Here is a 14,615-nt window from a genome sequence, read left to right on the forward strand (position 1 = left end):
GCGCCGGGGCGGGCCGCTCATGCCGCGGCGGCCACCGGCACCTCCCGCAGATAGGCGCCGACCCGCTTGCCCACGGCGGCCAGGCCCAGGATCTCGAAGTGGCCCGCGCCATCGACGATCTCCAGCGTGGCGCCGGGCCACGCGTCATACAGTTCCTGCGCATGCGCCGGCGGCACGAAGTCGTCCTTGGCGCCGTGGATGACCAGGCCGGGCACGTCGAGCGCGCCGGCGATGTGCCGGGGCGCATAGTCGGTCCACAGCGAGGCGCCGTAGCGCCGCTCCAGCTCGGCGCAGAGCCGGGTCTCGACCGCGGCGTCGAGCTGGTTGAGCTGGACGAACTTCTCGACCAGGAAGCGCGTGGTGGACGGCGTCGAGATCGAGACGAAGGCATCGGCGCGGAACCCCTGGTGCATGGCCGACAGCGCCCACAGCCCGCCCAGCGAATGGCTCACCACCGCGTGGATGTCGCCCACCCGGGCGCAGACCTTGCGGATGAAGTCGCGCACCTGCACCGGGTCGGTGCCGCTGCCCGCGGCCTCGCCATGCGCCGGCATGTCGAACAGCACCACCTCGTAGCCCAGGTCCAGCAACTGCTCGGCGATCGGCACCATGCTGCCCAGGTGGCTGTGGATGCCGTGCGCCAGCACCACGGTGGGGCCGGCGCCGCGCCGGTAGTACTTGTAGACGCCGCCGTCGGCCTTCACCGAGAACGACTGGCAGCGCCCCAGGAACGCGCGGGTGAAGGCGTCATACGGCACCCGCGTGATGGCGAAGTACTTGTCGAGGATGGCGGCGAAGGCCGGATCTTGCGAGGTTTCCGCCATCATCAACTCCCCGCCATCGCCGCCAGGCACTGGCGCGCGCGCTCCGGCAACACGTATTCGCCGTCGCGCTCGATCCGCTCGTACAGGCGCTCGACCCGCTCGTAGTGCGCGTCCAGGTTCTGGTCGAGCAGATGATGGCGGGTCTTGTTGTAGACGCCGAACTGCAGGTCGGTCAGCAGCTCGAACGGGTTGATGTGGCCGTAGGGCGTGCCGAAGATCATCTTCAGGAATTCGTCGATGTCGTGGTAGCCCAGCGCGGTCAGCAGGAACTCGATGCCGGCGCGCTTGCGCTTGGTCTGGTAGGCGCGCTCCTTGGGGTCGACGATGAAGTCCAGGCCGCTGGTCATGCCCGCCGGATACTCCACCTTGGAGAAGCAGCGGAAGTCGATGGTGACGCGGTCCTCGGTGGCCTGCGGCAAGGTGCTGTCGGCGTGGGCGCGGTAGTTGTCGAAGAACAGCGCCTGGCCCACCTTGGAGTCGCAGAACCAGCCGGACGAGGGCTTGTCGGCGTATTTCTTTTCCCAGTACTTGGCCATCAGGAAGTCGCGTACCGTAGGCAGGTCGATTTCCGACAGCAGCCCTTCGGTGTACAGGTACAGCGCCTTGTCGACGGCGGCGCGCTCCTCGGCGTCCAGGTCCATCTCCAGCATCTTCATGTAGACGAAGTTCAGGTTCGGGGCCTCGACCTCGGCGTCCTCGAAGATGACGAAGGGCTGGCGCGTGATCGGCGTCGGCGTCAGGGCGGTGTGAAAGCTCTTGTAGTGCTTGGGAAAGCCCAGGCCCTTCTTGACCAGCGACGGGATCTGCAGCGCGATGCCGCTGGCCGAATGGGTGCCGTAGGGTTTCTTGCCGGCGGGCACCACGAAGGCATTGACCACGGTGGTGGCCGCCTGCGGGAAGTGCTCCATCACCTTGTCCTGGTTGTCGTCGTAGAAACGCTTGGCCGAGGGGATGAAGAGCGCGCTGTTCTCGAACATGGTGGACAGCGGGAAATAGGTGCCCACCGAAGTGTCCGAGAAACTGCCCGCCACCTTGGCCTGCAGGCGCAGTTCGCGGCGCAGCTTGCCGGCCAGGTCGGCGTCCACGTTCATCTGGATGACCTGGGTGGGCTGGTGCTCGGGATAGAAGCAGCAGGTGTTGAGCGCGCGGTTCGGCGGCAGGCGCGAGGCCACGGCGGCCGGGTCGGCGCTGTAGCGGTCCAGCACGCGCACCAGGTGGCGGGCGTGCACGCCGGCCGCCTCGTTCAGGAACGTGCCGGTCTTCTGCCAGATGCCGGTGCCCTGGGCTTCGGGGGCGGCGGCTTGTGGTTGCTCTTGCAATTCGAGGGTAGTCATTCAAATCCTCCACGGGTCGTGGAAATCGGTCTGAGGATGCCGCCCGGCGGGCAGCGCCTGCATGGCGCTGCCCCGGCGGCGGGTCGAACTTGCTCAAGCCGGCTGGGATACCGGCGACAACTCCTGCGCTTGCGCGGCGGCCGGCGCGGCGGCCAGGATGCGTTCCACATACGGCCGGACGTGCCGGGCATCGACCGGCGGGCAGGGATAGACCTCGCCGCCGAACACCTGCCGGCCCACCGGGAAGCAGTCGAACATCTGCTCCAGGTCGCTCTGCACGCCCAGGCCGTCCAGCACCGCCGCGATGCGCGCGATGGCGCTCCTGGGGTTGGCCTGCGCATACGCCAGGGCTTCCTCCCGCCACTGCTCGAACGGCAGGCTGCCGACCTGCGCGCCGGCGCCTCGGATGTGCTGCACCAGGCTGTTGAAGCCAGGCGCCTGCGGGTTGGCGAAGTCGTAGTCCTGGCCGATGCGGTCCTGGTCGCGGATCATGACCTGGGCGATGACCCCCGCCAGGTAGTCCACCGGCAGCACGCCGCCGATGTCCGAACCCAGCAGCGGGAAACTGCCCATGGCGATGCAGCCCGAGATCAGGTTGTGCAGGAAATCGCCGCGATCGAGCCGGAAATGGCCGCTGCTGGCGCTGGCGCCGACGAACGGCAGGCGGTAGATCGAGGCCTTGGCCCCGCGCCAGCGCGCCGCCGCCACCATCTGCTCGGCCATGTACTTGGAACTGAGGTAGCCGTACTCGCGTTCGTCCTTGGACACCTCGTAGCCCAGGTAGCGCGGCAGCGTGGCGGCGGTCGAGACGAAGTGCACCGCCTTGCCGCGGCCGCGCGAGGCCAGCCGCAGCACCTCGTGCGTGCCCACCACGTTGGGCGCCAGGTAGTTGTCCAGCGGCAGCATCCAGTCGACCAGCGCGCCCGAATGGCAGATGGCATCCACCTGGTTCGCCAACTGGTCGAACTCGTGCTCGGACAGGCCGAACAGCGGCTGGGTCAGGTCGCCGACCACCGGGTTCAGCAGCGCCGCGTACTCCGGCTTCCAGAGATCGTATTTCTGCAGGATCTCCACCTGCCGCGCCATGGCCTTCTCGGCGTCGTCGGCCCGCACCAGGCAGTAGGCGATGATGTTGGCGCGCAGCAGCTCGTGCAACAGGAAGGCGCCGACAAAGCCGGTGGAGCCGGTGACGAACACCGCTTCGGGCTCGGCCTCCATCGCCAGCACGTTGTCGAACTGCAGTTCCGGCTCCAGGTAGCCGCGACGCGCCACGCGGTCGTCCAGGCGACGGCCGCCGGCCGCCTCCTTCGCCGCCGCGCCAGCCTCGGCCGGGGCCTCCTGGCTGTCCAGCCCCGCCTCGGTCAGCTTCTCCAGCAGGAACTGGCTCAGCGCCCGCAGGTTGGGATGGTCGAAGGCGATCTTGGCGGGCAGCGCCAGGCCGGTCATGTCCGAGAGCTGATTGCGCAGCAGCACGGCGGTGAGCGAGTCGATGCCGATATCCTGCAGCGGCAGGCTGACGTCCACGTCCTCCGGCGAGGCGAACTCCAGCGCCTTGGCCACCTCGGCGCGCACCGCCTCCAGCACCGCGGCCTCGCGCTGTTCGACCGCGGTCTCCACCAGCAGCTTGCGCAGGCCGGCGCCGCCGCCCGCGCCACCGCCCGCGCCGCGCCCGCCCGCCGCGCGGCTGAACAGCTCGCGGTACAGGGCCGGCGCGCTGCCGCCGTTGTTGTCCTCCAGCGTGCGCTGCAGGCGGCCCAGGTCGAGCGCGGCGGCCACGGCCATCGGCGCGTCGCTCATCACGGCGGCCTCGAACAGGTCCAGCGCCTCGGTTGGGCCCAGCGCCTCCATGCCCTGGCGGCTGAAGCGCGTCTTGTCGGCGTCGCTCAGGCGCGCGGCCATGCCCTGCCCGTCCCAGGCGCCCCAGGCCACCGAAGTCGCCGCCAGGCCCTTGGCGCGGCGATGGTGCGCCAGCGCGTCCAGGAAGGTATTGGCGGCGGCGTAGTTGCCCTGGCCTGGCGCGCCGGTCACGCCGGAGATCGACGAGAACAGCACGAAGAAGTCCAGCGGCAGGTCCTGCGTCAGGCGATGCAGGTGCCAGGCGCCGTCGACCTTGGGCGCGAACACGGTGTCGAAGCGTTCCGGCGTCTGGCCGGCGAGCATGCCGTCGTCCAGCACCCCGGCCGCGTGCACCACGCCGCGCAGCGGCCGGTCTTCGCCAAACTCGCCCATGACCCGTTGCAGGCCGTCGGCGTCGGCCGCGTCGCACGCCACCACGGTGGCGCGGGCGCCCAGTTCGGCCAATTCGGCGACGAAAGCCTCGGCATCCGGCGAACGCATGCCGCTGCGCGAGGTCAGCACCAGCTCACGCACCTGGTGGTTCTGCACCAGCCACTTGGAGACGTAGCGGCCCAGCCCGCCCAGGCCGCCGGTGACCAGCACCGCGCCGTCCGGATCGACCATGCCGCGGCGCTGCGTCGGCACCAGCACCACCTTGCCCACGTGGCGGGCCTGCGCGATGAAGCGCAGCGCGTCGGACGCGCTGTCCAGCGGGAAGGTGCGCAGCGGCAGCGGCTTGAGCTTGCCTTCGGCGAACAGCGCGGCGATCGCGCCCAGCATTTCCTGGATGCGCTCGACGCCGGCCTCGGGCAGGTTGTAGACGCGGTAGGTCACGCCCGGATGATTGGCCTCGACCCAGGCCTGGTCGCGCAGGTCGATCTTGCCCATCTCCAGGAAGCGGCCGCCCGGCTTGAGCATGGCGAAGCTGGCATCGATGAACTCGCGCGCCAGCGAGTTGAGCACGATGTCGAAGCTGCGGCCCGACGCCGTTTCGGCGAAGGTCTGCGCGAAGTCCAGGCTGCGCGAGGTGCCGATGTGGTCATCGGCCAGCCCCAGCTTGCGCAGCGCAGGCCACTTCGGTTCGCTGGCGGTGCCGTAGACCTCGGCGCCATGCAACAGCGCCAGTTGCACCGCCGCCATGCCGACGCCGCCGGCCGCGGCATGCACCAGCACGCGCTCGCCCGCCTGCATGTTGCCCAGCACGTGCAGGCCGTACCATGCCGTCAGGAAGGTCATGGGGATGGTGGCCGCTTCCTCGAAGCTGAGATTGTCGGGCTTGGCCACGACCTGGCGCGCGTCCACCACGATGGAGGAACCGAAGGCGCCGCGCGCCAGCCCCAGCACCGGGTCGCCCGGCTTGAGGTGCTTGACGGCGCTGCCGACTTCCGTGACCACGCCGGCGAACTCCAGGCCCAGCGCCGGAATCTCGACCATGCCCAGGGCGTTCAGCACGTCCAGGAAGTTCACGCCAGTGGCCTTGACCGCGGCGCGGATCTCGCCCGCCGCGAGCGGCTCGTCCACCAGCGTCTTGACCGACAGCGGCTGATCCAGGCGGCCCTTGGTGGCGATCTCCAGGCGCCAGTTGCCCTCGGCCGGCAACACCAGGCCGGCGTTGGCCGGCGCCTTCTTCAGGCGCGGCGCCAGCACCTTGGCGCCGCGCAGCGCGCACTCGGGCTCGTCCGCCAGCGCCAGCGCGGACGCCAGCGTGTCCAGGTCGGCCGCGGTCTCGCCCAGGTCGACGATGCGCAGGGCCAGTTCCGGATGCTCGTTGCGCGCGGTGCGCAGCAGGCCCCACAACGGGCTGGCGCCCAGGTCGGACACCGGATCGTCGCTGCTGGTGCCGACGGCGCCGCGCGTCAGCCAGATGACGGGCTTGGCGAAGCCGGCCAGCGCCAGTTCCTGCACCTGCACCAGCGCGCTGGCGGCCTGGCGGCGCGACGACTCGGCCACCTGGCCATCGCCGCCCCACAGCTGGATCACGCCATCGCAGGCCTCGGCCTCGCTCAATCGGGCGATATCGACGACCTGCGCGCCGGCCTGCATGAGGCGCGAACGGACCTCATCGGCCCAGGGCGCGTCGGCGCCGCCCAGCAGGCCCCAGGTGCCGCCGAACACGGCCTCGGGCGCCTCGACCGGCTGCCATTCGGTGCGGAACAGGAAGCGGTCGACCCCGGCCGCCGCCAGGCGCCGCAGCGCCGCGCGGTCGATGCGGCGCGCATGCAGGCGCTGCAGCCGGCCCACGTGCTCGCCACTGGTGTCGTACAGGTCCAGCGAGGCCCAGAACTCGCCCTCGCCCAGCTCGAACTCCGCCACCTTGACCCACACTTCGGCCAGGCCGTCTTTCCAGACCGACAGGCGCTCGGCCTCGAACGGCACGAACACGTCATCGCCCACCTGCGCTTTCAGGCGCTGGGTCAGCAGCAGCGAATGCATCGACGAGTCCAGCAGCGCGGGATGCAGCCCGTAGCGGATGGCCGACGACGCGGCCGCTTCCGGCAGCGCCACCCGCGCCCAGACGTCGCCGTCGACGTGCCAGGCGGCATTGATGCCCTGGAACGTCGGGCCGTAGCCGTAGCCCAGTTCATGCAGGTCCTGGTAGAGCGCGGTCACGTCGATCGGATCGCCATCCGGTGGCGGCAGCTCGACCGAATCCTGGCGCGCGGCCTGGGCCGGCACCAGCTTGCCTTCGGCATGCAGCTGCCATTCGCCGTCCTCGTCCGACTCCGGCGCGCTGTAGACGTGCACGGTGCGGGCGCCGCCCGATTCCGCGCCCACGGTGATCTGCATGCGCAGCGATACGCCGGGCGCCAGCACCATCGGCGCCAGGATGATCACGTCGGCCAGGTCCCACTGGCCCTTGACCTGCCGGCCCGCGGCGCGCATGGCCTCGAAGAACGCCGTGCCCGGCATCAGCACCGCGTCCATCACCTGGTGCTCCTGCACCCAGGCCGGCTCGTCGGCCGCCACCACGGTCGTGAACATCGTCATGTCGGTGCCGGCGATCTGCACGCCGCCGCCCAGCAACTGGTGATTGGCGTCGTTCAGGCCGGCGCCGACCGTGCGCGTGGGCATGGGTTCGAGCCAGTAGCGCTCGCGCTGGAAGGCGTAGGTGGGCAGCTTGACCCGTTCGCCGCCATACGGGGCGAAGAAGCCGCGCCAGTCCACCGGCGCGCCCAGCACGTGCAGCTCGGCCAGGCCTTTCTGCATGGTCTGGGTCTCGTCCTTGGCCGGGTTGAGCGAGGCCACCCAGGTCACCGGGCCGTCATCGGCCAGGCAGGCCGCGCCCATGCCGGACAGCACCGGCTGCGGACCCATTTCCAGGAAGGCGTTGATGCCCTGCTGGTAGAGCGTGCGCATGCCGGCGTTGAAGCGCACCGCCTGGCGCGCCTGCTGCACCCAGTATTCAGGCTGGGTCATCTCGCCGCGCCTGGCCAGCTCGCCGGTCAGGCTGCTGACCAGGGCCAGCTTCGGCGTGGCGTAGTCGAGCGACTGCGCCACCTGGCGGAAGGCGCCCAGCATCGGCTCCAGCAGATGCGAGTGGAACGCGTGCGAGACCTCCAGCCGCTTGGCCTTGCGCTGTTGCTGCTTGAAGTGCGCCACCACCTTTTCGATGCTGTCGATGTCGCCGGACACCACCGTCTGCTGCGGCGCGTTCAGGCCGGCCAGCGAGACACGGGCGGCCAGGCCGAGCGCGGCCAGCGCCGTCTCGACCTCGTCGGCGCTGGCCTCCAGCGAGGCCATGCCGCCACCGGCGGGCAGCGCCTGCATCAGGCGGCCGCGCGCGGCCACCAGGCGGCAGGCGTCGTCCAGGTCGAACACCCCGGCCGCATGGGCCGCGGCGATCTCGCCGATGCTGTGGCCCAGCAGCAATTCGGGCTGCACGCCCCAGCTTTGCCAGACCCGCCACAACGCCACTTCCAGCGCGAACAGGGCCGGCTGGGTGAAGTCGGTGCGGTTGAGCAAGGCGGCCTCGTCGCTGCCGGCCTCGGCGAACATCACCTCCAGCAGCGGCTTTTCCAGCGTGGTGAAACGCTGCGCGATCTCGTCCAGCGCCTGGCGAAAGACCGGGTTGGACTGGTACAGGCCGTGGCCCATGCGCGGCAGCTGGCTGCCCTGGCCGGTGAACAGCAGGGCCAGGCGGCATTCGCGGTCGCGGTCATCGACCATGCTGACCGCGCCCGCCGGCACCTCGCCGGTGCGGCCGTACGAGGCCAGCGCGTCCAGCAGGTCGGACTTGCCCTTGGCGAACACCACCAGGCGCTTGCGGAAGTGCGTGCGGGTGGTGGCCAGCGAATAGGCCACGTCCAGGAAGCGGTCCTGGATGTTCATGCCCATGTGCAGGTGCAGCTTGTCGGCCTGCGCCCGCAGCGCGGGCACGGTGAAGGCCGACAGCACGAACGGCAGCGACTCGGGCGTGGCCGCCGGCTTGGCGGCGCGGGCCGGCGCGGCGGCCTTGGGCGGCTCTTCCACGATGACATGGGCATTGGTGCCGCCGATGCCGAACGAGCTGACGCCGGCGCGGCGCGGCCGTTCGCCCGCCGGCCACGGCTGCTCCTGCTGCACCAGCGCCATCTGCGCCGCGGCCCAGTCCACCGCCGGGGTCGGCTCGACCACGTGCAGCGTGATGGGCAGCTTGTCATGATGCATGGCCAGCACCGCCTTCATGACGCCCGCCAGGCCGGCCGCCGCCTGCGTGTGACCCAGGTTGGACTTGACCGAACCGACCCACAACGGCCGCTCGGGCGTATGGCTGCCGCCGAACACCGCCGCCAGGCCATTGCCCTCGATCGGGTCGCCGAGCTTGGTGCCGGTGCCATGCGCTTCCAGGTAATCGATGTCGGAAGGCTGCAATCCGGACATGGCCAGCGCCTGGCGGATCACGCGCTGCTGCGCCGGGCCGCTGGGCGTGGTCAGGCTGGCGCTGTGGCCGGCGTGGTTGACCGCGGTGCCGCGCAGGACGGCCAGGATCGGATCGCCGTCGCGCTGGGCGTCCGACAGGCGCTTGAGCACCACCACGGCGGCGCCTTCGCTCCAGCCGGTGCCGTCGGTGCTGGACGAGAACGACTTGCAGCGGCCGTCCGGCGACATGCCGCGCAGGCGGCTGAATTCCACGTGCAGGTCGGGCGACAGCATCAGCGTCACGCCGGCCGCCACCGCCAGGTCGCATTCGCCCTGGCGCAAGGCATTGCAGGCCAGGTGGGTGGTGACCAGCGACGACGAGCAGGCGGTGTCCACCGTCATGCTCGGCCCTTCCAGGCCCAGCACGTAAGAGACGCGGCCGGACATGGTGCTGCCGGCCGAGCCGGTGCCGACGTAGCCGTCCAGGTCGGCCAGGCCGCCGGCCAGCGCCAGGCCGTACTCGTGGTAGCCCTTGCCGATGCCGACGAACACGCCGGTCTGGCTGCCGCGCAACTGGTCCATCGAATAGCCGGCCAGCTCGATCGCCTCGGAGGTGACTTCGAGCATCATGCGTTGGGCGGGGTCGAGCGCCCGCGCCTCGCGCGGCGAGATGCCGAAGAACGGCGCGTCGAACAGGTCGATCGGCGTCACGAAGCCGCCGCGCATGCAGTACGACTTGCCGCGCGCGTCCGGGTCGGCGTCGTAGATGGCGGCCGCGTCCCAGCGTTCCCTGGGCACTTCGACGATGCCGTCGCCGCCGCGCTCCAGCAGGTTCCACAGGTCTTCGGGGCTGTTGACGTTGCCCGGCAGGCGGCAGGCCATCGAGACGATGGCGATGGGTTCGTCGGCCAGGGCATTGCGGCGCTTGGGCGTGTTGAGCGCGGCCTTCTTGTTGCCGGCCAGATGCGCGGCCAGGTCCTTGATGGTGAAATGCTCGTACAGCGTCGAGGTCGACACGTTGCGGCCCAGCAGCTTCTGCAGCTCGGCCTGCACCCGCACCACCCGCAGCGAATTGCCGCCGATCTTGAAGAAGCTGTCGTGGATGCCGATGCGGTCATGGCCCAGCACTTCGGCCCAGACCGCCTGCAACTGCTGTTCCAGCTCATTGGTGGGCTGCACCGCCGGCTCCAGCATCACCTCGGTGGGTTCGGGCAGCGCCTTGCGGTCGATCTTGCCGTTCGGCGTCAGCGGGAACTCGTCCAGTTCGACGAAGAAGTCCGGAATCATGTAGCCCGGCAGGCGCGCTTCCAGCCAGGGCCGCAGCACGCGTTGCAGCGCGGGGCGCGGCGGCGCGCCGGCCGCGGGCTGGTTGGCCCATTGCGCCAGCGCATCGCGGTCGAGCGCCTGGGGCGCCTGCCAGCCCAGGTCGGGCTGTTCGCCGGCCTGCCAGAACACCGCGTCGAACGCCCAGATGTCGCGCGCGCGGCTCGGCAGCATGGCCATGCGATAGCCGGCCGCCTCGGCCGCCTGCGCCAGGTCGCGCGGGTCGACCCACTGGCCCGGGCCGGTAGTGGCCTGCGCCTCTAGCACGTGGCCCACGCGTTGGTGCACGTCGGCCAGGCGGCCGTTGGGAATATTGGCGATGGCCAGCGGCTTGCCGCCCTTGCCCAGGCGCCGTGCCAGATCCTGCAGATCGAGTCCGTCGCGGCCCCAATCGAGCGCCGTCGTGGCCCGCGGCCTGGCGCGGCCGGAAGCCGGCGCGCCGACGTGCAGGATCACGTCGAAGCGAAAGCGCGACATCTCGTTGACGTAGGCGCCGTCGCGCAGCAGGATTTCAACGCGCGAGATCTGCGGGTACAGCGCCGGCAGGTTGGCGAAGAACTCGGGCGCCAGCACCAGCTCGCGTTCCGAGCGCAGGCCGCGCTGCGCGCGCCGGCGCAGCTCGTCGGGAGACAGGCTGCACAGGCCCTGGAAGTTGGCCACGTCGGCATGGAATGCCTCGAGCAGCGCCAGGTCGCGCACGTCGCCGACGAAGATGCGGCCCTCGGTCACGGCCTCGGTGGCCCAGTCCAGCACCGACAGCAGATAGCCGGCGCTGGGGAAGTACTGCGCCACCGAGTTGATGACCACGGTGTCGAAGCTGCCCGGCTCCACCTCCGGCAAATCGTTGGCCAGGCGGTGTTCGCACGAGGCCTGCGGCAGGCCGCCCAGGTGGCGGTTGATCTGTTCGACCGCCTGGCTGGAGGCGTCGATGGCGCGGTACTGGGCGACCTTGGGCGCGACGCCGAACAGCACCAGGCCGGTGCCCGAACCGATCTCGAAGACGCGTTCGGGGCCGGTGGCCAGGATGCGGTCGACGGTGCGTTGCTGCCAGTCGCGCATTTCGTCGGCGGCGAACGGCAGGCCGTCGTAGCTGTTGTGCCAGCCGGCGGTGTTGAAGGTGGGATCGGCCGCGCCGGGCTCGTAGGCCCGGTCCCAGACATCGCGCCATTCGGTCACGGCGGTGGTCTCGGCGCGGCGGTCCTGCGCCGCGCTGGCCGGCGCGCTGTTGCGCAGGCAGTAGGCGACCAGCTGGTCGTTGCGGCCCACCACCACGGCGCGGCCGATGTCTTCGTGGCTGGCCACGGCGGCCTCGACCTCGCCCAGTTCGATGCGGAAGCCCCGCAGCTTGATCTGGCCGTCGTTGCGGCCCAGCACCACCAGCTTGCCCGGCTCCTTGAAGCAGGCCAGGTCGCCGGTGCGGTACAGGGCGCCGGGCGCGAACGGGTTGGCGCCGAACTGCGCCGCCGTCTGCGCCGGGTCCTTGTGATAGCCGCGCGCCACGCCGGCGCCGCCGATGCACAGCTCGCCGGCAAAGCCGGCCGGCACCGGCGCCAGGTTGGCGTCCAGCACGTACAGCTGGGTGTTGGCGATGGGCTGGCCGATGACGATGTCCTCGCCCGGGCGCACCTGCCAGACGCTGGACCACACGGTGGTCTCGGTCGGGCCATACATGTTCCACACCGACTCGGCGCGCGCCAGCAGCTCGTCGGCCAGCGCGCGTGGCAGCGCTTCGCCGCCGCACAGCAGGCGCTTGAGCGCCACGGCGCGCGGCCAGCCCGATTGCAGCAACAGCTGCCAGGTGGTGGGCGTGGCCTGCATCATGGTGACGGCGTGGCGGCGCATCAGGTCCAGCAGCGTCTGGCCGTCCAGGCTTTCCTGCTGGCGCGCGATCACCACGCTGGCGCCGCTGATCAGCGGCAGGAACAGCTCCAGCGCCGCGATGTCGAAGGAAATCGTGGTCACCGCGAGCAGGCTGTCGCCGGCGTCGCAGCCGGGCGCGGCGCGCATCGACAGCAGGAAGTTGCCCAGCGCGCCGTGGGTGACTTCCACGCCCTTGGGCTTGCCGGTGGACCCCGAGGTGAAGATGACGTAGGCCAGGTCGTCGGCCTGCGCCGAGGACGGCGCATTGGCGCTGTCGTCGCCGGCCTGGGCCAGGGCCGCGCCCAGATCCAGGCAGCGCTCGGCCCAGGCGCTCAGGCTGGCGTCGCGCGCCGCCGGCGGCGCGATCAGCAGCGCCGGCTGGGCGGCCTCCAGCATCTGGCGAATGCGCTCGGCCGGGAACGCCATGTCGACCGGCACGTAGGCGGCGCCGGTCTTGAGCACGGCCAGCAGCGCCACGACCATGTCGATGGAACGGTCCAGGCATACGCCCACCAGCTGGCCGCGGCCAATGCCCTTGCCGCGCAGCACGCCGGCCACGCGGTTGGCGGCGGCGTTCAGTTCGCCATACGACATGGACTGGTCGGCGCAGCGCAACGCCACCCTGCCCTCGTGCTGGGCGGCGGCGTGCTCGAACAGTTCGTGCACCACCGCGCCGAGCGTGGCGGCATCGCCGGTGGCGTTGAACTGCTCCACCAGCGATTGCCGTTCGCTGGCCGACAGGGCCTCGACCTCGCCCAGCTTGCGGTCGGTCGACGCCGGCAGGCGGCGGCACCAGTCCGCCACCTGCGCGGCCAACTGCGCCGCGGCGCGGCGCGTAATCTTGCGCGGATTGAAATGCAGTTCGAAGGCTTCACTGCCGGCCAGCAGCACGAACTCCAGCGCCGGACGGTCCTCGTCCACCGCGTAGGCCGCGGGCACCTGGCTGGACACGAGCACGTCCGGCGTCAGTTCACCGCGCGCATGGCGGGCGGCCAGCGCCGCGTCGCGGCCGATCAGGTCGCGCCGGATCAGGCCATGCTCGCGCGCCTGGCCCAAGGCCCCGGCCACGGCGTCCAGGTTGCGCGACACCGGCGCCGCCGGGTCCATGTGCGCCAGCACCGGCGCCCAGGCGCAGAACACATCGCGGCACTCCGGGTCCACGTCGGTGCGCGGCAGCGCCACCGCCAGGTGGACGTCGGCCGCGCCCGAGGCGCGCGCCAGGAAGGTGCACAGGCCGCCCGCGGCCTGCTCGATGAAGGCCTGCTCGCGCCCGGCGCCCTGCGGCGCGGCGGGCAGCTTGCCCACGATAGGCGCCGTGTTGGTCTCGGGGGCGGTCGGCCGCGCATACGGCAGGCGGTACGGTTGCCAGGCGGCCCACTGGCCGCGCCAGAAGGCGGCGGAACCCGACGCGGCGGTGCCGGCGGCCGTGACCTGGGCGCGGACCTGCTCGCTGGCCGAGGCCAGGCGCGCGCCCGCCCGCAGGCTGCCGGCGCTGGCCAGGTCGGCGATGGCGACGTCCTCGCCCTCGAGCGTGCACAGCGCTTCCAGGCGCAGCGCGCGATTGCCGGTGGCGATGCTGGCGCCGAAGGCATCCACCGCCACCACATCGCCCGGCGCCGCGCCCGCGGCGCGCGCCTCGACGCTGACCTTGCGCACGGCCAGCACACGGCCATCGATCAAGGCCTTGGGCCACACCAGCGGGCTGCTGAAGGGGCCGTGGTCGGTGGCGCGCACCATGGCGGCGATCTGCTCGGCGTCCTGGTGCCAGTCGATCAGGCCTTCGGCCGAGAATTGCGAATGGCGCGAGAAATAGCGGCGCCGCGACAGGTCCTGCGGCGTCTCGCGCTCGCGGCCGGCGGCCAGGTCGTCGACCAGCGCGCCGAAGCTCTGGATGGCGGTCTCGTCGCACTTCAGGCCCAGCGACAGGGCCGTGTCGGTCGATTCGATCGGCACCGCGACGCGCTTGAGAATGCCGCCGCCGTCGATGATCTCGCCGATGCGGTGCCAGGTGATGGCGTAGTCGGTGGCGCGGTCGTACACCGCCCAGGCCGGCACGTGCAGGCCCGAGTATTCCGGCAACGGGCCATAGTGGTAGTTGATGCTCATGCGCCGCACGCGCTCGAGCAGCGCATCGGGGATCACCGAGTAGTTGCCGATACTGAAGAGGATGTCGGCCGACAGCCGGGATTCCGGCTTGACCGCGTCGTCCAGCGCGTACTGCGGGATGCCGGCCTTGGCGGCCCACGCGCGCACGGTCAAATCGGTGGAAATCACTGCCTGTACGCGGTGTCCCTTTGCCATCAGCAGTTCGCCGCAACGAACCAGGACACTGCCGTCTCCAACCAAAAGCGATACGAAACTCGTCATGATCTGTTCTTCCTATGAAAGACATTCTGACCCTGGCGGCAGCACGTTTTTTTCTAATGCGTTGCCTGCCGCCCGCATGCTCGCGTCGACGAATTCTTATACAGATGATTTGAAAATTCCAGACGCGTCACTGCCTCCAAACACGTACGTACACCCCCATTTCTTCGAGCAAAAAAACATGTCCCGGCCGTTCGCGCCTGGCGCGGTCAAACGCCATTTGGAACACATGTGA

At 70.6% G+C, this 14,615-nt stretch carries 4 protein-coding genes; 1 reads left to right on the forward strand and 3 read right to left on the reverse strand.

Going from position 1 to position 14,615, the window contains the following annotated elements:
* Positions 1-17: 17 nt before the first annotated feature.
* The 3 genes from AT699_RS20260 to AT699_RS20270 form a co-directional block, all read right to left on the reverse strand.
* The gene (locus tag AT699_RS20260; RefSeq protein WP_223821446.1) at positions 18-824 is read right to left on the reverse strand and encodes an alpha/beta fold hydrolase; all 807 of its coding nucleotides are present in this window, start codon (positions 822-824) and stop codon (positions 18-20) included.
* Positions 825-826: 2 nt separating this feature from the next.
* Positions 827-2,158, reverse strand: coding sequence for a hypothetical protein (locus AT699_RS20265; RefSeq protein WP_024069645.1), 1,332 nt, complete (start codon positions 2,156-2,158; stop codon positions 827-829).
* Between the two features lie 93 nt (positions 2,159-2,251).
* On the reverse strand, positions 2,252-14,383 hold the full coding sequence (locus AT699_RS20270; protein WP_024069646.1) for a type I polyketide synthase: 12,132 nt from the start codon (positions 14,381-14,383) through the stop codon (positions 2,252-2,254).
* Between AT699_RS20270 and AT699_RS31660 the strand changes: the two genes are divergently transcribed.
* Entirely contained in the window at positions 14,382-14,615 is a 234-nt protein-coding gene (locus tag AT699_RS31660) for a hypothetical protein (protein WP_123767357.1), read from the forward strand. The genes AT699_RS20270 and AT699_RS31660 overlap by 2 nt on opposite strands.

This window comes from Achromobacter xylosoxidans, from assembly GCF_001457475.1.
Taxonomy (GTDB): domain Bacteria; phylum Pseudomonadota; class Gammaproteobacteria; order Burkholderiales; family Burkholderiaceae_B; genus Achromobacter; species Achromobacter xylosoxidans.

Coding starts and splice junctions, on each gene's coding strand:
- AT699_RS20260 (WP_223821446.1), bottom strand. CDS start 824: ATGGCGGAAACCTCGCAAGATCCGGCCTTCGCCGCCATCCTCGACAAG.
- AT699_RS20270 (WP_024069646.1), bottom strand. CDS start 14,383: ATGACGAGTTTCGTATCGCTTTTGGTTGGAGACGGCAGTGTCCTGGTT.
- AT699_RS31660 (WP_123767357.1), top strand. CDS start 14,382: ATGATCTGTTCTTCCTATGAAAGACATTCTGACCCTGGCGGCAGCACG.
- AT699_RS20265 (WP_024069645.1), bottom strand. CDS start 2,158: ATGACTACCCTCGAATTGCAAGAGCAACCACAAGCCGCCGCCCCCGAA.